The 21567-nt window shown below is 36.5% G+C and carries 19 protein-coding genes and 1 riboswitch; of the genes, 14 read left to right on the top strand and 5 right to left on the bottom strand.

Annotation, left to right across the window (positions count from 1 at the left end):
* Window positions 1-517 precede the first annotated feature (517 nt).
* The gene (gndA, locus tag MHH73_RS12750; RefSeq protein WP_191814461.1) at window positions 518-1933 is read left to right on the top strand and encodes an NADP-dependent phosphogluconate dehydrogenase; all 1416 of its coding nucleotides are present in this window, start codon (window positions 518-520) and stop codon (window positions 1931-1933) included.
* Between the two features lie 76 nt (window positions 1934-2009).
* The gene (gene fsa, locus MHH73_RS12745) at window positions 2010-2669 is read left to right on the top strand and encodes a fructose-6-phosphate aldolase (RefSeq protein WP_191814459.1); all 660 of its coding nucleotides are present in this window, start codon (window positions 2010-2012) and stop codon (window positions 2667-2669) included.
* A 189-nt stretch (window positions 2670-2858) separates the two neighbouring features.
* Here fsa and MHH73_RS12740 read toward each other — a convergent pair whose 3' ends face one another.
* Window positions 2859-3137 (bottom strand): methionine aminopeptidase, encoded by a 279-nt coding sequence (locus MHH73_RS12740; RefSeq protein WP_341067230.1) that lies wholly within the window; start codon window positions 3135-3137, stop codon window positions 2859-2861.
* Between the two features lie 301 nt (window positions 3138-3438).
* Between MHH73_RS12740 and MHH73_RS12735 the strand changes: the two genes are divergently transcribed.
* A complete protein-coding gene (locus MHH73_RS12735; protein WP_341067227.1) occupies window positions 3439-4197 on the top strand; it encodes a TerC family protein in 759 nt (252 codons plus the stop codon).
* A 47-nt stretch (window positions 4198-4244) separates the two neighbouring features.
* Here MHH73_RS12735 and MHH73_RS12730 read toward each other — a convergent pair whose 3' ends face one another.
* Complete coding sequence (locus MHH73_RS12730) at window positions 4245-5213, bottom strand: ABC transporter substrate-binding protein (protein WP_341067224.1); 969 nt, start codon at window positions 5211-5213, stop codon at window positions 4245-4247.
* Between the two features lie 112 nt (window positions 5214-5325).
* On the opposite strand from MHH73_RS12730, the gene MHH73_RS12725 reads away from it, so the two are divergent.
* The 4 genes from MHH73_RS12725 to MHH73_RS12710 all read left to right on the top strand — a co-directional run bounded on the left by MHH73_RS12725 (window position 5326) and on the right by MHH73_RS12710 (window position 8913).
* Complete coding sequence (locus tag MHH73_RS12725; RefSeq protein ID WP_191814450.1) at window positions 5326-6348, top strand: FecCD family ABC transporter permease; 1023 nt, start codon at window positions 5326-5328, stop codon at window positions 6346-6348.
* Window positions 6348-7352, top strand: coding sequence for a FecCD family ABC transporter permease (locus tag MHH73_RS12720; protein WP_341067221.1), 1005 nt, complete (start codon window positions 6348-6350; stop codon window positions 7350-7352). Before MHH73_RS12725 ends, MHH73_RS12720 begins: the two co-directional genes overlap by 1 nt.
* Window positions 7353-7395: 43 nt before the next feature.
* Window positions 7396-7656, top strand: coding sequence for a hypothetical protein (locus MHH73_RS12715; protein ID WP_191814445.1), 261 nt, complete (start codon window positions 7396-7398; stop codon window positions 7654-7656).
* Between the two features lie 162 nt (window positions 7657-7818).
* Window positions 7819-8913, top strand: coding sequence for a metallophosphoesterase (locus MHH73_RS12710; RefSeq protein WP_341067217.1), 1095 nt, complete (start codon window positions 7819-7821; stop codon window positions 8911-8913).
* Between the two features lie 54 nt (window positions 8914-8967).
* Here the strand turns inward: MHH73_RS12710 and MHH73_RS12705 are convergent, their stop codons facing one another.
* Window positions 8968-9186 carry a methionine aminopeptidase gene (locus MHH73_RS12705; protein ID WP_095373037.1) on the bottom strand — a complete coding sequence of 73 codons (219 nt, stop codon included), beginning with the start codon at window positions 9184-9186 and terminating at the stop codon, window positions 8968-8970.
* Window positions 9187-10009: 823 nt separating this feature from the next.
* Entirely contained in the window at window positions 10010-10717 is a 708-nt protein-coding gene (locus MHH73_RS12700; protein WP_341067214.1) for an NAD-dependent deacylase, read from the bottom strand.
* Between the two features lie 163 nt (window positions 10718-10880).
* On the opposite strand from MHH73_RS12700, the gene MHH73_RS12695 reads away from it, so the two are divergent.
* The 7 genes from MHH73_RS12695 to MHH73_RS12665 all read left to right on the top strand — a co-directional run bounded on the left by MHH73_RS12695 (window position 10881) and on the right by MHH73_RS12665 (window position 20340).
* Window positions 10881-11345: a GNAT family N-acetyltransferase gene (locus tag MHH73_RS12695; protein WP_341067211.1), complete on the top strand. Its 465-nt coding sequence runs from the start codon at window positions 10881-10883 to the stop codon at window positions 11343-11345.
* Window positions 11346-12241: 896 nt separating this feature from the next.
* Window positions 12242-13294 carry a bifunctional transcriptional activator/DNA repair enzyme AdaA gene (locus tag MHH73_RS12690; RefSeq protein WP_341067209.1) on the top strand — a complete coding sequence of 351 codons (1053 nt, stop codon included), beginning with the start codon at window positions 12242-12244 and terminating at the stop codon, window positions 13292-13294.
* A gap of 173 nt (window positions 13295-13467) precedes the next feature.
* Window positions 13468-14664, top strand: a complete 1197-nt coding sequence (locus tag MHH73_RS12685) for a M20 metallopeptidase family protein (protein WP_191814431.1) — start codon at window positions 13468-13470, stop codon at window positions 14662-14664.
* A gap of 15 nt (window positions 14665-14679) precedes the next feature.
* On the top strand, window positions 14680-15969 hold the full coding sequence (locus MHH73_RS12680) for an amidohydrolase (RefSeq protein ID WP_341067206.1): 1290 nt from the start codon (window positions 14680-14682) through the stop codon (window positions 15967-15969).
* A gap of 77 nt (window positions 15970-16046) precedes the next feature.
* Window positions 16047-17369: a hypothetical protein gene (locus MHH73_RS12675; RefSeq protein ID WP_225230614.1), complete on the top strand. Its 1323-nt coding sequence runs from the start codon at window positions 16047-16049 to the stop codon at window positions 17367-17369.
* 345 nt (window positions 17370-17714) lie between these two features.
* Window positions 17715-19202, top strand: a complete 1488-nt coding sequence (locus tag MHH73_RS12670) for an AbgT family transporter (protein ID WP_191814554.1) — start codon at window positions 17715-17717, stop codon at window positions 19200-19202.
* A 391-nt stretch (window positions 19203-19593) separates the two neighbouring features.
* On the top strand, window positions 19594-20340 hold the full coding sequence (locus MHH73_RS12665) for a GNAT family N-acetyltransferase (protein WP_341067203.1): 747 nt from the start codon (window positions 19594-19596) through the stop codon (window positions 20338-20340).
* Window positions 20341-20445: 105 nt separating this feature from the next.
* Here the strand turns inward: MHH73_RS12665 and trhA are convergent, their stop codons facing one another.
* A complete protein-coding gene (gene trhA, locus MHH73_RS12660) occupies window positions 20446-21081 on the bottom strand; it encodes a PAQR family membrane homeostasis protein TrhA (protein WP_191814424.1) in 636 nt (211 codons plus the stop codon).
* Between the two features lie 358 nt (window positions 21082-21439).
* Window positions 21440-21546: riboswitch (TPP riboswitch) on the top strand.
* Window positions 21547-21567: the final 21 nt, after the last annotated feature.

Genomic DNA, 21567 nt, shown 5'->3' with positions numbered 1-21567 from the left:
GAAAGTAAGGTCATAATCTTCCGTAGGTTGATGATAATAAAAAGAACTTAAAAACAGGCAAATGATACTGGTCAATGACAATAAACAACGTGAAAAATTATGGCTCTTTGCAGGAGATTTAGAAATGAGTTGTGTGCATTATTGGAAGCGGTTCGAGCGGGGCATGCTTTGCTTACCAATTAGCGAAAAAAATATTCGCTCTCCCTGAATTAGAACAGCTCTTATTGGACAAGTTTTGGGGTGACACATAAAGGATAACCAATGACTCAACAGCATCCCAAATACTCAAGCGGGTGTTATCTTTTCTCATCACATACGGCGAATAGGATGATCTATCGGATTTCATGATGAAAGTCATTGTCCATAAAGGGATAATGTGAGAAATTTCATACAGTTTGTTCTATAGTAGGATGGATTGTAATCACCTTCATCGTTTTGTATAATCACAGATGAGGGTTATTCTATTCTTGACTAAAGTAGCAGTCAGGAAAAAATGAAAGACGAAAGGACCAATTAAATGAGTAAACAACAAATAGGTGTTATCGGATTAGCAGTAATGGGAAAAAACCTTGCTTTAAATATAGAAAGTCGTGGCTTCTCAGTAGCTGTTTTTAACCGTTCTTATGAAAAAACAGAAGCATTCTTACAAAATGAAGCAAAGGGTAAGAACTTTACTGGTGCCGAAACTATTGAAGATTTTGTCCAATCACTAGAAACACCAAGAAAAATCTTGTTAATGGTCAAAGCGGGTGCAGCAACAGACGCGACAATTGAATCGCTGAAACCATATCTTGAAAAGGGTGATATCTTAATTGACGGTGGTAATACATATTTTGAAGATACCATTCGCCGCAATCAAGAATTAGCAGAAGAAGGCTATCATTTTATTGGTACAGGCGTTTCCGGTGGTGAAGAAGGAGCTTTAAAAGGGCCTTCAATCATGCCTGGTGGTAAGAAGGAAGCATTCGACCTTGTACAACCGATTTTTGAAGCTATTTCTGCGAAAGTAAATGGAGATCCATGCTGTACATACATCGGTCCAAATGGGGCTGGTCATTATGTGAAAATGGTTCATAATGGGATTGAATATGGTGATATGCAGTTAATTTCTGAGGCCTATTTTATTCTTAAACATGTACTTGGATTAGAAGCGAATGAACTTCATGAGACATTTGCAGAGTGGAACAAGGGTGAGTTAGATAGCTATCTAATTGAAATTACAGCTGATATCTTTACAAAAGTAGATGACGAGACTGGCAAGCCACTTGTTGATGTGATTCTCGATAAAGCGGGACAAAAAGGTACCGGTAAATGGACAAGCCAAAATGCTTTAGATCTTGGTGTACCTCTTCCGATTATTACAGAATCTGTATTTGCAAGGTTTATTTCCGCAATGAAAGAAGAAAGAGTCCATGCTAGTAAAATTCTTACAGGTCCTAAAAAGGACATATATAGTGGAGACCGTGCGGAGTTAATAGAAGCTGTTAGACAAGCATTATATATGAGTAAAATTGTTTCTTATGCACAAGGATTCGCTCAAATGCGCGCGATGTCTGATGAAAAGAATTGGGATTTAAAATACGGCGATATTGCCATGATCTTCCGCGGAGGCTGTATCATTCGTGCACAATTCTTACAAAAAATTAAAGATGCTTATGATCGTGAACCAGCATTAGCAAATTTATTATTGGATCCTTATTTTAAGGAAATCGTTGAAAGCTATCAGTCTTCATTAAGAAAAGTTCTTTCTATTGCTATTGAACAAGGTATCCCTGTGCCTGCATTCTCAAGTGCTATTGCTTATTATGATAGCTACAGAACGGCAACATTACCAGCTAATCTACTGCAAGCACAAAGAGATTATTTTGGAGCACACACGTATCAGCGAGTAGATAAAGAAGGAACGTATCATACTAATTGGATGGAAAAGTAGAAAGTGGTACTTGAAACGATTACCAGCTTTAGTATGGTATAATAGTAAAGGAAGTTAGAAAGGGAGGTATATTACATTGAAATTTTTCATAGATACAGCCAATTTAGATGAAATTAAACAAGCATACAAGTTAGGTGTCCTATCAGGCGTAACAACTAACCCGTCACTTGTAGCAAAAGAAGGCATCAAGTTTGAAACAAGAATTGAAGAAATTCTTCAAGCAGTTCCGGAAGTAGAATCAGTATCTGCTGAGGTCACTCCTTCTGCAGAAACAGCTGAACAAATGATTGCTGAGGCTGAGGAACTGATTAAGATAAATAATGGTGATAAGAACATTACTATAAAAGTGCCAATGACAATGGCTGGTCTTGAAACAACAAGATATTTATCCAAAAAAGGTGTTAAAACGAACGTCACATTAATCTTTACTGTGAACCAAGCATTACTTGCTGCAAGAGCTGGAGCTACTTATGTTTCACCGTTCTTAGGAAGACTTGATGATATCTCAGAAGACGGGATTACCCTCGTTGCTAAAATTGCTGAGCTTTTCCGCATTCATCAGTTAGATGCACAAATTATTGCTGCGTCAGTGAGACATCCGGATCATGTCACAAGAGCTGCATTAGCCGGTGCACATATTGCGACAATTCCTTATAAAGTAATTGAGCAGTTAACAAAACATCCATTGACAGATCAAGGGATGGAAAAATTCGCTGCTGATTGGAAAACAGTATAAGTTCATTTTAAGCCCTCTCTTTCATTTTCTGGAGAGGGCTTTTTTGAATGTTCTATACTAGCTTGGTAACCTACCAATCTTCTACGTTTACATATCGTCATTAGAGCTGAGAAACATCCTTTTTCTGCTCTTCATTCACTATTTCCGCAGAAACTATACATAATTCGTTGCCAATTGATAAAGAAGCACCTAATATTCGCTGGGTTCTTGTGATGAAGTTTGTTTATTCGACTTATGATTCTCACTGCGCTTTTCTTTTTCTTGAATACGCTCCCAATCATTGAAACGACCACTTCCTTCGCAACCTGGACAAAAGAGTGTATCAGAATGTAGGGAGTACATGAGGCTAGGGTATAATAAAAAGCCTTGTCCATAGCATTCTGGACATCTATTACTTCTTTTCATCTTTTCTAAATGTTTATGTTCTCGCGCATTTTTCCATTGATTAAAAGATTTACCTAAACTCATCGACTTCACCTCTGATCATCGCTTTTTATGAAGCGATAAATTGTCGTGATGCTAGACAAACTAGTGTTAAACCTCAATGTTTAAATGAGGTAAGGGATTATTTCCGTACAGCTTATAGTAACGAGCAAAAGTCTTTTACACATTTCTGTTAATTATTATATTAAAAAGAATTATTTTTGCTCATACTTTATGAGAGGAAATGAAAAAGATTTTGTTAGTTTAGCGAAACTTTCGTGTTACGAAACTATTTGGTATAATAGAGCAGTATAATAGGTTCATTTCATTTAAAGGAGTCTTGTCAATGGAAGTATTAAATCAGTTGTTATCAACCTATGCATCATTTTTTGATTGGTCAATGTGGAAAGAGGTTCTTACAGATCCTGTTTCTTGGGGGTATATAGGCACACTCATTGTTCTAGAAGGTCTATTATCAGCTGATAATGCATTGGTATTAGCCGTTATGGTTAAGCATTTACCGAAGGAGCAGCAAAAAAAAGCACTTACGTATGGGTTAATTGGTGCTTATTTTTTCAGATTTCTCTTTATCGGTTTAGGTATGTGGCTGATTAAATTTTGGTGGATTAAAGTACTAGGAGCCGCTTATTTAGCTTATTTAGTGATTAAACAATTTTGGTTTAAAACGCCTGAAGAAGATATCGACGGAGTAAAAAAAGACGGTTGGATGATCCGTACTTTTGGTGTTTTTTGGGGAACGGTTATTTCAGTAGAGCTAATGGATTTAGCTTTTTCTGTAGATAGTATATTAGCTGCCTTTGCTGTTTCAGATAAAGTATGGATTTTGTTAATTGGAGGTATGCTTGGGATTTTAATGATGCGCACAGTTGCAAAGTTATTTTTAGTATTAATTGATAAGATTCCGGAGTTAGAGACAACAGCTTTTATTCTTATTGGAATCATTGCAATTAAAATGTTATTAAGTTTGTTCCATATAGAGATTGGACATATATTATTTTTTAGTATTATCATTGCAGCCTTCGTTATCACATTTTTTGTTCATATTTATCATAATAAACAAGGTGGACATGATCACGTGGCATAAGAAAAAGGCTAAGATTCCAAAAGGAAAACTTAGCCTTTTTGCTTGTCTTATTTATTAAGAATAGTTTCTTCCACATCTTCAATGATTTGTGTATTCGCTATCGTTCCGGTGTACAACCATCCTGTGTCCCTAGAGAATTCATAGACATGCTCATTTTTTACTGCCGGAATATTTGCCCATAATGGATCAGATAAGACTTCTGCCCCTTCACCATCGCTATTAATAAAGAATAGGTGGTCCACATCCATATCTGCTAATTTTTCTAAAGAAATCGCAGACCAGTTCCCAGTAGCATCTGCTGAAATTTCTTCAACGACAGAAGGAACTGCCATACCTAGATCATTATAAATTACATCACCTGCAGAAAGATCCTTGCTTACGACAAATAAACTGTTATTCACTAACCAAATAGCTGCAGCAGATTCACCAGCATGATCTTTTTGTAGCTCTTCTTCAACTTGTGCTGCTTTATCTTCGTACTCTTTAAGAACTTCAGTTGCCTTATCTTCTTTACCGAAGATTTTACCAACTGTTTCAAGTTCTGTACGCCAATCACTATTTTCTTCTTCACCAATCACGTAAGTTGGCGCAATTTTCGCATATTGATCATATTTACCACCTTCAACCATACCTGCTCCATCCATAATTATTAAATCTGGATTTTGACTAGATACAGCTTCTAAAGGTAAATCATGAGCGATTGTAGGTACATCCTTTAAATATTCTTGAAGATATTCCTGTTTGCCGTTAGCAACAGACCATTGTACAATGGGTGTAATACCTAAAGCGACAAGATGATCTTCTAAGTATGTAGCAACTACTCGTTCAGGATTAGCAGGAATCGTTACTTCGTTTCCTAATGCATCAGTTAATACACGATCCTCGGTTTGCTCAGTTGCTTGGTTGGAGTCATTATTCTTATTTTCAGCATCGTCATTACCACAACCAAAAAGGGCAAGAGATGTTGTAATTGTTGCAATTAATAATAAGTTTTTTTTCTTGTGAGATGAGAACAAGATGTTAACCTCCTAAATGAACTATGATATAATTAGCCTATGAAAATGATAACAATTATCACTATCAATTACAAGATATTTCTTGCACTACTTTATGAAAGAGAGATACATAATGGCTTTACTTAATGGAACAAACACAAGTAGAAATCGTTTTTTTGCGATGATGATCGTCACACTTGGTACAATCATCCTTTGTTTAGCGATGGCTGTTTCAATTGCCTTTGGTGCAGTGAATATTAATCTTTCAACAGTATGGGAAAGTGTTGTATCATATGACCCATCTAAAACGACACATCAAATTATTATTAATTTACGGATGCCTCGAGTAGTGGCGGCAGCATTAGTTGGCTCTGCACTTGCCATTGCAGGGGCAATTATGCAAGGGATGACAAGAAACCCACTAGCGTCACCATCGATTATGGGGGTTACTTCTGGTGCTACCTTTGCTATTGCAGTTGCTTTAGCCATCTTTACCTCTTTAAGCCCAATTGGAACCATGTTTGCTGCTTTTATCGGAGCAAGCATTGGAGCAGGGCTTGTTTTTGGTGTCGGAATGCTATCCCGAAATGGGTTGACGCCTGTTAAACTGGCGCTTGCCGGGTCTGCTATTACGGCTCTTTTAAGTTCTATCTCATCTGCAATTGCTATTCACTTTAATGTCGCAAAAGATTTAAGTTTTTGGTATGCAGGTGGTGTTGCGGGTATCCAGTGGGAGAGTGTAGCTCCTGCTATTCCCATTTTTATTATAAGTATTATCCTAGCAATTATGATTAGCAGTTCCATTACTGTTTTGAGTATGGGTGAGGAAGTGGCCATCGGACTAGGGCAAAAGACAGGTTTAATACGTACAATTGGTTTTATTGTTGTTTTACTCTTAACTGGTGCAGCAGTCTCTATATCAGGTACGATTGGATTTGTGGGCCTCGTTATCCCACATATGGTTAGGTTTTTAGTTGGAACAGATTACCGGTTAATCATCCCTTGCTCAAGCGTATTAGGGGGTCTACTACTTGTGTTAGCGGATATTGGTGCGCGAATGATTAATCCTCCTTTTGAAACACCAGTGGGTGCCATCATGGCATTGATTGGCGTACCTTTCTTTCTTTATTTAGCAAGAAGGGAAGGTGGAAGATAATGAAACAAAAATGGAAAGCGGTTGTTTTCTTTTTAACGATATTATTAGTTGTCCTCTTTATAGCTAGTTTGAGCTTTGGATCCAGTTTTATTTCACCTGTTGCTATTTTCAATAGTGTATTATCTTCTACCCCTGGGCAATATGATTTAATCGTTTTTGAGTTTCGTTTACCAAGGATTGTTCTAGCCATTTTAATTGGTATTGGCATGGCTGTTTCTGGTGCGATATTACAAAGTGCGACTCAAAACGGTCTGGCGGATCCGGGGATTTTAGGTATTAATAGTGGTGCTGGATTTGCTGTAATTTTATATATCTTTTTCACACAGGGGATAAGATTTGAATCTGAACTATTACAACTGTTTATTCTCCCTATATTTGCATTATGTGGGGCTTTACTTGCGGCTTTTTTCATTTATGTTTTCTCGTGGAAAAAGTCGTCTGGTGTTACACCTATACGGTTAATCTTAGTAGGTATAGGTATTAATGCAGCTTTTTCAGCTTTAATTATTATTCTCCAATTAAAAATGGATCCTCGTTCCTTTACACAGGCAACTGTTTGGTTATCGGGTAATATTTCTGGCGTGAGTTGGAGTTATACATATGCCCTTTTACCTTGGTTAATTGTACTGATACCGATTGTGTTATTTAAGGCGAGGTATTTAAATGTTCTTACACTAGGGGATGCGATGTCTACTGGCCTAGGTGTCAATGTCAATCGTCAAAGAAAATGGTTATTACTACTTGCTGTTGGATTAGCTGGGTCTTGTGTCGCTGTTGGTGGAGGCATTTCATTCTTAGGTTTAGTGGCTCCACAGCTAGCGAAAAAACTAGTTGGGCCGAGAAATGAAATTTTATTACCTGTTTCAGCATTGGTCGGCGCGGTGCTGTTACTTTTCTCAGATGTTGTTTCACGTACGATTTTAGCACCTTCGGAAATACCGATTGGGTTAGTCGTTTCTGCCATTGGTGCACCATACTTTATTTATTTATTAATTAAAAGCTAAATAGACCATACTATCGTTAACAATAGATGAAGGGTATGAGCGTATGGCTAAAAAAGAAGAAAATAATAATAAGGAGATCAACCACCTCAACTCTATGCTTGCAGCAGTAATGAATTACTTAACAGATGAAACAGTCGAGGAGATAGACTTTGATTATCTTCTTGATTCTACTGAAGGACTAAGACAGTGGTGGAATGAGTATGAAGAGCAACATAAGAGGGAAATAGCAAAAGAAATTAAACAATCTTTAGAAGGCCTATCTTTAAAAGAATTACAGCAAATTAAAAAACAAATCACACCTTAAAGTCTTCACAGTAAAAGTGGAGGCTTCTTTCTTTCTTTATATGAAATCAAGTCATTTAACATTATTTTTGTCATTTGAGAAGCAATTAGTTGTTTTCAACATACGTCTTTGATAATATTTTTTACAGTTCTATACTTTATACATAATGTGAAGGGGAAAAATATGCTTACATTGTTCGTTGGCATCACAATGATACTTATTTATGGCTTAACTTGTTACTATATTGGCTTTAATACATGGCGTTGGTTACGTAAAACTTTTTCTTTTCGTTTCAAAAAAACATTTATCGTAGTTGTTTTTCTTCTTTCAATATCATTTTTTGTTGGATTTTCGTTTCATCTGCCGGTTATTGAATGGATTGGTGGATATTGGCTTGTCATTGTTGGCTATGGTATGCTCCTATTACCGATTATCAATTTGCTTTATTTTATTACAAAGAAAAATGCTAGATTCTTCACTTATGCAGGTTGGGCGGTTGTTGCGTTTTTTACGTTTGTCTTTATATACGGTACATATAACGCTTGGACACCGATAGTGAGAGACTATCAAATAACAATTGAAAAGGCTAATGATGAAGAAGAAGGTCATGTAAAGGTATTAATGGCATCAGACTTACATCTCGGTACAATTGTAGGTAATAATCATCTTGAGAAGTTGGTGAAAATAGCGAAAGAGGAGAAACCTGATATTATTTTTATTCCAGGTGACATTATTAATGATGATATTACCCCATATGTAGAGAAGGAAATGAATAAAACGATGGCAAAACTAGAAGCCCCACTGGGTGTTTTTGCTTCTCCTGGTAACCATGATTATTATGGTGGCGATAATGATCAATTAAAAAAGGAATTAAATGAGATCGGTATTCACTATTTAATGGATGAAGCAGCAATGATAAATGACCAATTTGTAGTAATTGGCAGAGAGGATTTAACAAACCCTAATAGAAAGACCATAGAGGAACTTATTGCTATGAATGAAACAAAAGATTTACCCATTATTGTATTAGATCATCAGCCTCATGAGATTACAGAAGCACAAGAGGCAGGAGCAGATGTAATATTCTCAGGTCATACACATAGGGGGCAGCTATTTCCTGCTAATTTAATTACTGCAAAATTGTTTGAAAATGATTGGGGCTATATGGCAAAAGAGCAATTACATTCTTTTACTTCTTCTGGATTCGGATTATGGGGACCAGCACTACGTATAGGTTCTCAATCAGAAGTAATGATTATAGAAATAGATTTTCAATAAAAAAACCATCTCCAGATAATGCTGGAGATGGTTTTTTAAATGGTCAAAGGAATATCATTTGATTTGGTTACTTTCCCATATATCATACTCGCCACTGCCATTACAGCTAGCACAATAATATGCATCGTCGTCCATAAACATATATTCTTGACCTGCAAAATATTGAAATCCCTTTCCACGACAATCAGGGCATTTTTCGAGATCTTTCATTTTCTCCACGTGATTAGCATATCTCGTTTCACGCCACTCGTTAAAAGCATTGAGTAATCCCATGAAAGTCCCTCCTTACTTTTTTTATAATAGTTTGCTTCAAAGTGAGGAGAGATATACCTACTTGATTGTTTCAAAGGTTCTTCACCATAAGGTTGTCCTTTTCTTTTTAGTAGTCCAAACAAAAAGTGCAGATAATAAGCAAATACGAACAACATAAAGTATCCAGTTTGATAACAATCGTCATCCCGAAAAGATACAATTCCTGTAGTGGTTGTGTGATAAGCACTGCACAAGTTGCTGCTAATATAATTCCTGCAGACGATCACCCCACCTGTTAGCTTCACGCTTTCTTTCACTGCTTTAAACCATTCAACTTCTTTTTCCTTTCTTAATGGAAAATGGGATTGGTTTACTGTCGATAGTGCGAGTGTCTCTACTATGATCCTTCTATTATTGCCATAAGCTTTTCTGGTTAATTGAACGGAAAATGAACATCAGCTGACAGATGATTTGTCCTAAACTTAGCCAAAGTTTGTAAAAATAAAAAACCATGTTAGATTTTTTGACAAAATAGATGCAAATGAAAAAGAATCATAATATAGTAAGGTTATGATCCTAAGCCCCACTTGGGAGGAAGTCTGATAACCATTGTTATCAGGCTTTTTTTATTAATAGTTGTAGTTAACGCCTGTAAATATAGTCATTTAAGAAAAGAATCTATCGATATAAGACAATAAGGAGTCGGGGGTTATCCGTGAATTTAAATGCAAAGATAACCTAAAACAAGCGATAACAATAGTGTGCTGTAGGTAAAGCATTAATGGATAATTTTTTTTAGTAAAGTTTTCTCGTCATTTAGATCGAATTCTCTTAGATTATTGCTTTATAATTGTTGATCAACAGCGGATAATACTTCTCCAATCTTCCTCTCATTAATGACCAAGTCAGCATAATGATCGAGGTCAGTTGGTTCTTCATTAATGATTACTAACCTAGCCCCTGCTTCTTTTGCGATTAAAGGAAATTGATTGGCTGGGGCTACTGATAGAGAGGAACCTAAAACGATAAAGAGGTCGCTAAATTCAGATAAGTGTAGCGCAACTTCGAAAGCATCTTTTGGTAACTGCTCTCCGAATAATACGATAGACGGTCTTATCTTACCACCACAGTGACACTGGGTTAGTTGTTTTATAAAATCTACTCTATTCTTTGACTTCCCACAGCTTTGACAGTGAAATCTTCTTAAAGTTCCGTGCAGTTCTGCTACATGTGTGGAACCTGCTTCTTGATGTAATCCATCAACATTTTGCGTAATAATCCCTTTAATTAACCCTTGTTCTTCCCATTTCGCGAGAATGCTATGTCCTTTATGAGGCATTACAAGCTGGACACTTTGCACTCTTTCTTGATAAAAGTGCATAAAATCATTGAGTTGATTGTTCAATGCATCAATACTAGCTAATTGTGTTGGGTTAAATTGCTTCCATAAGCCTGTAGATGAGCGGAAATCGGGTAAGCCACTTTCAGTAGACATACCAGCCCCAGTAAAAATAACGGTTGAATGTGCATTTTTCAGCCAATTTGCTAACATATCCAAGTCCCCCCAACTTTTATTACTTTTTATTATTATAGACAATCAAGGAGTTAAATTATAGCGTTTGTATAAAAATAGGATGATATAATGGCAATACATGCCACAGATATGTAACAAGGTAAAAGCTTTATAAGAGTTGATAGAGTGGGGGATTTGGATAATGATAAAAAGAATTGATATTACTGACATTGAGTCAGCTCAAGAGGTGCTCTCCATTCAAATCGCTGCATACAAAATAGAAGCAGAGATAATTGGTTCATATGATTTACCTCCATTAAAAGAGACGGTAGAAACTTTGCGACATTGTCGAGAAACTTTTTTTGGTTATTACATGAAGGGTCGATTATATGGGGTTATATCTATTCATATTGATAGTGATGTCATAGAGGTTTGTCGCTTAGTGGTCCATCCAATACTTTTTAAAAAGGGAGTTGCACAAGCACTATTAAACTTTATTGAGGGTGAAAACAAATTCAGAAAATTGAAGGTTTCAACAGCAATTAAAAATACACCAGCAATCAATTTTTATAAAAAAAATCGTTTTCAATTGGTGAATCAGAAGAGAGTAAGTGAGCAAATTACTTTGGCCTTTTTTGAAAAAAATACGAAAGAGATTGATGAGTAAGACCAGTTCGAATTTGTTAACAAATAAAGTAGCCCACTAGCGAGTCTTTATCACTAGGTGGGCTATAGACGAAGCAAACTGGTTTTAGCGGGAAAGAAAATTTTTATTCACTGTTATCTTATGATATCAGGACAAGTATGTGCATCATACGAATAAAAAAATAAGGGGAATTGCTTAGTAAAGGCAATAAGAAAGGGATTGAACAATCCTACATGTTCAATCCCTATTTCAAAAGGGGGGGAATTTGTTTATGTCCTAGCTGTAATATTACTATACACATTAAATATGAATAACCTATGAACACATGATGAAAAAAGCGTTAACTTTCTAAAGGGGGAAAAGAATAACTACGATTTGTTTAATTAGATATGGAGAAGCCGGTCGGAAAGCTACAAGCGAAACTTTGTAGAAGCTATATTTCTGAAACAAATGCAGCTGTATTTATTGTAAGTCCCTAGAAGAGAGTCAGACAAACAGCAGAAATCATTAAATTTACCTGTTGTTGGTCACGAATGAATGGAGTGAAAGATGTTTAGATAGGCAGAGCGTATGACTAATGAAGAAAGAAAAGAGCCATTTCCATCATATAATATTCCACACTACATTATCATTATCCTCATAAAAAATTACTGCTCGTCGCATATGGTGCAGTTTGGCACCCTACTAAATCATTCCGCAAAAGGTGAAGTTCATCATATGGTTGCATTTATACAATCAATTTGAAGGGAAATGACTGGTTGAAAAAAGAATATTATATCACCCATCATCTAAATGATTGAAATGACTATGAAAGGAATGTCAATCTAGTTAAAAATAGTTGTTCATTTTCAGAAAGAAATTTTGCTTAGCCTCGCTATAATAATAGTAGCAATTACCGAAATAAAGGAGGGACAACTATGATTATAAGTGAGGAAAAGAAAACAGAGTTTTACGAAGCGTTAGTTCAAAGAAATTCACAATACGATGGGATTTTCTTTGTAGGTATAAGAACAACAGGTATCTTTTGTCATGCAACTTGTTCAGCCAGAAAACCTAAGTATGAGAATTGTGAATTCTTCTTAACGGCAGAGGAAGCATTATTAGCAGGCTATCGTCCTTGTAAACGTTGTACACCATTATTCTATCCAAACAGTATTCCTAACGAAATTGAGAAATTAGTTTTAGCAGTTGAGGCTAGCCCAGAGAAAAGATGGAAGGAAGCGGATTTTCGCGAACTAGGTATTCATTCAGCAACAGCAAGAAGAAAGTTTAAAGAAATTTACGGGATGACCTTTGTACAGTACGCCCGCTCAAGAAGAATGGGTATCGCCTTTAAAGAAATATTAAATGGAAAAAAAGTGATAGACCAACAAGTATTGCTCGGCTATGATTCATCGAGTGCCTTTAATGATGCTTTCTCGAAAATCATTGGTAGGTCTCCAAAGAGAGCTTCTTTATCGATAGTATATGCGAATATTTTATCGACACCTCTTGGTAGGATGATTAGTATTAGCGATGAAAAGTATTTGTATTTATTGGAATTTATCGATAGGAGAGGTCTTGAAAAAGAGATTGAAAACATACGAAATAAACAAAATGCGCGGATACTGCCAGGGGTTACGACAATCAATCGAAAACTAGAAGAACAGCTCAAGCTTTATTTTGCTAAACAACTTCGACAATTTACTATTCCTCTTTTCCTTCAAGGAACATGTTTTCAAATGGAAGTGTGGTCTCTTTTGCAAAAGATTCCATATGGACAAACTGTTTCTTATCAAGATATTGCTAATTTATTAGGGAATAGCAACCGCGTAAGAGCTGTTGGAAATGCCAATGGAGCCAACCAAATAGCCATTATCATACCCTGTCATCGCGTGATTAAAGCAAGTGGAAAATTGGGCGGATATGGCGGAGGTATAGAAAGAAAGGAGCATCTTTTACGTCTAGAAACGGAGAGTGAAAATGAATAGTTGTTAATGGGGGAGTTTTGATCAAATATCATCTCATTTTTCGTTTTGCAGAATAAATTTAGTGAAAATTTTTAAAAAATTCCCGGATTTCCCTCAAATTTGATTGATTTTAGTGTATTATCGGAATTAATAAGGAATTTTTCCTTAATGATTTTGAAGAGGGAGAGATTATCATGTCCGTTTCTTTTAAAGGCGAAGCAAAAAAAATAGCTACTGAATTAACATTGTTTAGGCGTGAACTTCACGAGTATCCAGAGCTAAGTGGTGAAGAAGTGCAAACATCTTTGAAAATACAACAGAAACTAAACGATTATCAAATTCCATATCAAACTGGTTTTGCTAAAACTGGGATTCTAGCAATTATTAAAGGAGAAAAACAGGGGCCGACGATATGTTTACGGGCGGATATTGATGCCTTACCGATTGAAGAACAAAGTGGTGTCTCTTATTCTTCGAAAGTAAAAGGTGTGATGCATGCTTGTGGTCACGATAGTCATGCAGCAATGCTATTAGGAGCTGGTATTATCTTAAATAACCATAAAAGCAATTTAGCTGGAACGATCTTGCTCCTATTTCAGCCGGCGGAAGAAAAGTCTCCAATAGGTGGAGCGAAGACAATGATGGAAGACGGTGTATTTGATGAATATAAACCATCAGTTATTATTGGGCAGCATGTATGGCCAGACCTCCCGCCAGGGCAAATAGGTGTTAGATCGGGAGCGATGATGGGTAATTCTGATCGGTTTTCTTTGAAAATCACTGGTTCAGGTGGGCATGCCAGTATGCCGCATATGACAAAAGATGCAATTATTATCGCGAACCAAGTGATTACAATGTTGCAAACGATTGTGAGCCGAAACATTGATCCACTAGAATCAGCGGTTGTTACAATTGGCAAGGTATCTGGTGGGGTTGCCCATAACGTCATAGCGGAAGAAGTAATGATTGAAGGGACAGTAAGAACGTTAGCGGATCATGTAAAGTCAGAAGTGAAGAATCGTTTTCATCAAATCGTAACAGACACTGTTAAAGCGCTCGGTGGACAGGTCGACATCACTTACCTTGATGGTTATCCTGCGACAGTAAACACGCCGGAGTGGGCTGAAAGAGTGAAGGAAACAGCGGCGAAATTTGTAGGTAAGGAAAATGTTCCAGAAGTCGCTCCATCAATGGCGGGAGAGGATTTTGGCCGCTTTTTAAAAGAATATCCGGGTGTTTATTATTGGCTAGGTTGTTCAATAGGACATAATCAAAAGCCACTTCACAACCCTTCTTTCCAACTGAATGAAAATATTTTGCCGATCGGTATGGAATTGATGGCTCAAGTTGCTGTAGATACAATTGAACAATTACAAAGTAAGGGTTTATAGGAGGAATTTTTTCAAATGGAAGCATTCATTAAAGACATCACCCCGTATTTAACTAAAATGAGAAGAATGTTTCATGCATATCCAGAGGTAGCTTGGACAGAGTATGTGACAACTGCAAAGATTGCTGAAGAGATAGAAAAGCTCGATTTTGAAGTAGAGATGGGGCAGGCAATTCTTCATCCACATACAAGAATGGGATTGCCAACAGAAGATCAGATAGAAAAAGAAGAACAAAGAGCCATGGAGGCGGGCATAAATAAGGCACATTTATATTTAATGAAAGGTGCTTTTACCGGACTTAGAGCCTATTTCGACACTGGTCGCAAAGGAAAACATATTGTTCTGCGATTTGATATCGATGCGCTGCCGATTAATGAAGCAGAGGATGAAGCGCATTTTCCTTTTGCTCAAGGGTTTCATAGCAACAGAGAAGGCTATATGCATGCGTGTGGTCATGATGGGCACACCGCTATAGGTTTGGGTGTTGCGCGTTTTATTCATGAAAATCGCCACCAATTAAACGGCCGGTTCACCTTGTTATTTCAACCTGGAGAAGAAGGGGGACGAGGGGCAAAGCCGATGGTGGATAAAGGCTTACTAGATGATGCGGATGTCTTTTTAAGCGGGCATATAGGTATCCACTCATTAAACGTAGGTGACATAGTGGCAACAACAGATCAGTTCTTAGCCAGTACAAAGATAGACGTTGAATACTTTGGAAAATCTGCACATGCTGGATTAGAGCCAAATGAAGGCAGGAATGCTTTATTAGCCGCTGCAGCCGCTTCATTACATTTAAATGGTATTACAAGACACGCAGGTGGTGCGACACGCATCAATATAGGGACACTAGAGGCAGGAAGTGGCCGAAATATCATTGCTGATTATGCGAAAATGCAATTAGAAACACGAGGTTCATCGACTGAACTCAATGAGGATTACATGGTTGCCGAAGCAATGAGAATTATTCATGCAAGTGGAGCTCTTTATGATGTCACAACAAATGTTGAAATCGTTGGCCAGGCGCCGAGTGCAGAGTGTCAAGATGAATGGATAGATTTTATTAATGGGGCAGTGAAAGGCAGTTCAAATATTAAAAATGTGATTCCAAAACTACCTTTAGGGGCTTCTGAAGACGCAGCCTTTATGTTAGAGAAGGTTAGGCAAAATGGGGGAGCGGCGAACTATATGTTATTTGGAACACCGCTCGCTGCTGGACATCATCATCCAAGTTTTGATTATGATGAAGAGGTACTGCCTATTGCCGTTGAATCAATTTGTCGTGTGATTTTAGGGTGGCAATAAGTTAAAAAGAACGAACCTTAACCAATCATGTTAAAATAAGGATATATCGTTTAATTTGTTGGAGGCAGGTGCGTTGGATGAAAATTCGAGTGGGGGTTATCGGACCGAAAGATTCAGTTAAAATGATCATAGATACAGGGGCGGACTACGATGAACTTCACTTTATTCCCTTTGTGTATGAATCGACTGAAGAAACGGAGCAAATTATTATTAGAAATAGAGAATGGGTCGACCAGTGGCTTTTTTCAGGGCAGGCGCCATATTTCTATGCATTATCCAAGAAAGTGATTACAAAAAAAGAAGCGAGTTATATTCCCTTAAGTGGCGCGGGCCTGCTTGCTGTCTTAGTAAAGATTTTTTTAGATAGCGATCAAGTGCAAAAGCGTTTTAGTTTGGATACTATTCAAGAAGAAGAGATGGATAGAGGACTCGATCCGCTAGTAAGGAATCGAGTCCTTTTCCAGATGAATTCTTACGACGGATATATGCCGGCTGAAGAAATTATTGCTTTCCATAAAGAATTATATGAAAGTAACAAAGTTGATATTGCTATTACTTGTTTAAATAAGGTGTATAAAGAATTAACGAAGATGAACATCCCAACTTATCGAATCGAGCAATCTGAATTAACGGTCAGACGTTCTTTAGAAACCATTAAAGAAAAGGGACAAGCATCATGGTACCGTAAATCACAACTTGTCATTATTGGTGTCGAACGCATCGTTGCTTCTTCTGAAAGTGAAGAAAGAAGGCGATCCTTTCGGTTAAAGCATCAAGAATTAGAACTAAAAAAAGTCTTGCTTGACGTTGGTGAAAAAATGAATGGTTCGGTTGTCCAGATGGATGATGGTGTCCACTATATTTTTACAACGCGAGGAGAACTTGAGCTATTTATGAGAGATCAATCTATGTTGACAATCAGTGAAGAAATTTTTGTCAATAGTCGGTTACGAGTCCGCATAGGTGTAGGCTTTGGTTTAACAGTATTAGAGGCTGAGGAAAATGTGAGTATGGCTTTCTCTCATGCTCGTGAATTTAAGGGCCCAATTGTTATCTCTGTTAATGAAGAAAAAGAATTAACGATTATTAAAAATGAACGAGAAGAAATAAGTTTTCATTCAAGGATTTACGGAAATGATTGGGAAAAAATATTTAAAGATGCAGGTATAAGTAGTAAAGTTGTTGCAAAAATTGAGTCTTTATCATTGCACTACCAAAAAAATATGATTACTTCTCAAGATTTATCTCATTGGCTAAAAAGCACTGATCGCAACGCAAGAAGAATCTTGATGGAGATGGAAAAGATCGGATTAGCAGAAATCATTGGAGAAGAGACAGGTCATCGCGGGAGACCACGAAAGATTTATCAATTAGACTTTAAACAGTTAGCTAAAATATAAAAAATAAAACCGTATATTTTGAACCTAAGCACCTGAAATATAATTTATTTCCAGTTGTTTGGGTTTTTTTATTGTTTGTAATTAATTAATATAAACTTGAAGGCGAACATTGAGAATTATTTTCAACCATATTATTTCTATATATTCTTATATTTGTAAGAATAAATTATATTTTTTAGAAAATTATCAAAAAAGACAAAAAAGATTAAAAAAAGACTATTCACAATATAAATGTGATGATATAATAACGGAAATGTTAAGGATAAATTCCGATAAAATTCGACGTAAGGAGAGTGAAATGATTTGCAAGCAAATGTAAATAATGAACAAGAAAAAAAGGGTTTAATGTCTAAATTCTTGTCCGGCATTGAAACGATAGGGAACAAGCTACCAGATCCATTTTTTATATTCGTTTATCTTGCAGTGTTTGTTATGGTATTAACATTCATTGTAAACCAGTTTGATGTCACAGTAGTGCACCCAGGCACTGGGGAAGAGTTGGCCATTAAGAGTTTACTTTCTGGTGAAGGTCTACAATTTATATTAACTGAGATGCTATCGAACTTTACTGGTTTCGCACCACTAGGGCTTGTGTTAGCTATGATGCTTGGTGTCGGCTTAGCTGATAAAGTAGGTTTACTAGAAACAGCGATTAAAAAGTCGATCTTAGGTACACCCAAGTCATTAGTTACATATGCGGTATTCTTTATTGGTATTTTGGGGAATATTGCTTCAGATGCGGCATTCGTACTTGTACCACCGTTAGCTGCGATGGTTTTCTACACTGTTGGTAGGCATCCATTAGCTGGTTTAGCAGCGGGGTTTGCTGGCGTAGGTGCAGGATTTTCAGCTAATATCTTAATCGCTGGAACAGATGCGTTATTGGCGGGTATTACTACAGAGGCAGCGAAAGCAATTGATCCATCATTTGTTGTATCACCTGTTGATAACTGGTATTTTATGTCTGTTTCTACTGTTCTTTTAACTTTAGTTGGTGGATTCTTAACTGAAAAGGTAATCGAACCAAGATTAGGCAAATATGATGGGGATTTGAAAAAGAATTTTGAACCGGTTTCAGCTATCGAGTCAAAAGGATTAAGAAATGCCGTTATAGCGGGTCTGGCATATATTGCTCTTTTACTTACAATTATTTTCTTACCAGACTCCCCACTTAGAAACGAAGAAGGTGGTATGATCCCTTCCCCATTTTTAAGCGGAATTATCCCAATTGTTTTATTATTCTTTGTAACGATAGGAACAGCCTACGGAGTAACAGTGAAGAAGATCACAAAAAGTGCTGATATTCCAAAGTATATGGCAGATTCGATGAAAGATATGGCAGGTTATATCGTCCTTATCTTTGCTGCGTCACAATTTATTGCCTATTTTAACTGGTCCAATTTAGGTACTTGGATTGCAGTCAATGGTGCGGAATTCTTATCTTCCATCAATTTAACTGGTATTCCTGTAATTATTGGATTTATTATTCTTGTCTCTATACTGAATCTATTAATCTTTAGTGGTTCTGCTCAATGGGCATTATTAGCCCCAATTTTTATTCCATTGTTTATGTTACTTGATTATAACCCTGCTTTTATCCAAGCAGCGTATAGAATTGCCGATTCAACTACAAATATCATTACGCCATTAAATCCGTATATCCTCGTAGTTCTTGCTTTTATGAGAGAATACGATAAAAAAGCAGGTTTAGGTACGCTTATTTCCTTAATGATCCCTTATTCAATGGTCTTCTTAGTCATTTGGGTAGTTTTGTTATTCATTTTTGGATTATTCGGTATTCCAATCGGACCCGGTATCGAAATGTATTTGTAATAACGAGGTATTACTGAGGTCGGGACATAAGTATGCTAGCTAATGATTTATCCGAATGATTAGGAGTTATATCATCTAATCATTCGGTTTTTTTGTGTGATTTGAACCCTTATATGAAAAGAATAGTGAAATGGAGCGGAAAACACTCGACTCCTGCGAGAAATAGAGGGAAAGCGAGTGACTGTAGCGCAATGGAACGGACTTTTTTTGCAAATGATGTTTTAAGATCAATTTGTTATTGTTCTTTTTTGTGGTTAGCTCATTTAGTTATGTCCCAGCCTTCTTAATTTGCGAAAAAATGATAAAATAGGTAGGGGCATTGTTTCTTAGTTTCCTAGAATGATGCTTTTTATCGATATACTTAAGAGCTGTAAGTAGGGAGAGATGGTCAGTGGTTAGTTTTAGGGATATACACCATGATGGTCAGTTAATAGCAGAAGAAGTCAATTTTGATCATTACGGTTCAACAACGTTCTATTTTAAATATGATGCAAACTATATTCAATTAAAAATAAATCCCAGTTTGCAAGAATTTCAACAAGCGGAAAGGTATTTAGAAGACTATCAGAAAAATCATCAACAAGAGCATATGAAGTTTTACTTACCGGCTGACGAAAAAATTAAAGAGGATGTTTTAGTATACCTTTATCAACAATTCTATACGATAGGGTGTCAGGAGTTATATGAAATTAATCCTCTCCAATTTCTCTATAAAGATAAAAAGAATGGAATCGTAGTTGAGGAAGTGACAAACGCTAATTTTACAGAATATTTACAATTGCAAAGGAACTTTGATCAAGATTATGGAGAGGAATATGTGAACCTGAATAGACGACTTCATTCCTATCATTATAATGCAAAGGATACGTTACAGTTAATCGCATATGATCATGGTGTGCCAGCAGGTTCGTTACAAGTATTTATTAATAAGTGTACAGCTGAAATTGATAGTGTAGGTGTGTTACCAACTCACCGATTAAAGGGGATTGCTGCAATTCTGCAATATGAAGTTATGAAGCGTTTTAACAATCATAAGGTTATACTTGTAGCCGACAGCAATGATACTCCAAAGGATATGTATCGTAAACAAGGATATAAAAAAGTCAGCTTTCGCTATGAAGTCATGAAGTTATTATAAGTAGTGGTTTGCCTTGTAGAAGGAGGAAGTGAACAACAACTTAATATGTATTAAACAATCTGCAGGTGAAAGAGAAGCCACCTGCAGACCATTTTTAAAAATTGATCATGGCAGAAGCGAGAGAACGGCAAAGAAATGCATAATCGATCCGGCAAGAACAAAAACATGCCACAATGCGTGATGGTACTTAAACCCTCTCCAAACATAAAATACCGACCCAGCAGTATATAAAACGCCACCAATGATGAGAAAAATCAAGCCTTGTGTGGTTAAGTGTGTAACAAGAGGTTCCCATGCAAATATAATTAGCCAGCCCATCAAAACATATAGTAATGTCGAGAGGACTAAAAATTTTTTAACAAAAAAACATTTAAAAACCGTACCTGCAATTGCTAGTCCCCAAACAAGACCAAATAAAGTCCATCCTAAGGGACCTTTAACAGTTATAAATAAAAACGGTGTGAACGTTCCTGCAATAAAAAAGTAAATGGAAGAATGATCGAGAATCTCAAATACATCTTTTGCTTTGCCTGCTGGTAAACTATGTAGCAAAGTAGATGAGAAATATAAAATAACCATCGTTATACCAAATAGAACAAAGCTGACAATATGCCAAGCTGTTCCATATAAGGATGAGAAAACAGTTAAAATTACAAGAGCCGCAATACTTAATAGTGCACCAACTCCGTGAACAATCGCGTTGGCGATTTCTTCCCCTTTTGAAAAAATATGTGTTTCCAATAGTATTCACCCATTCTTTACCCAATATCATAATTCTAGTATAAACCTATTTTAAGATGATAAAAAGTCGAATGGTTTCATTAGAAAGAAAAACTTCACTAAATTGAGAAGGTAAAGCGTCGAAAGGTCGAGATTTTTAAGTGGTTAATACCTGAGGTTATCGTTACTTTTAGTCAATGCCAATTTAGTGTTACGCGATTTGAAGTGTTAACGATACAACAACATTTCATCCAACTCACTTAAACATGATAACTGAAAGAGAAGCATGACATTACTCATTACTATACTTCAAGATGCTTTTCATTTAAGTTGACATTTTTTGATAAGATGATAACATAACGATGACAGCATAATTACATAAATCCACTAGGGGTGCCTTTAAAAGGCTGAGATTAAAGTGTAACTTTAAGACTCTTAGAACCTGATCTGATTGATACCAGCGTAGGGAAGTGGCGTATATAAATTTAGTTAACGTAATATAACTAA

It is taken from the genome of Cytobacillus sp. FSL K6-0265 (genome assembly GCF_038003465.1).
Lineage (GTDB): Bacteria > Bacillota > Bacilli > Bacillales > Cytobacillaceae > Cytobacillus > Cytobacillus stercorigallinarum.
Note: the sequence above shows the minus strand (reverse complement) of the source record. Positions and strands in the feature narration are given on the sequence as shown.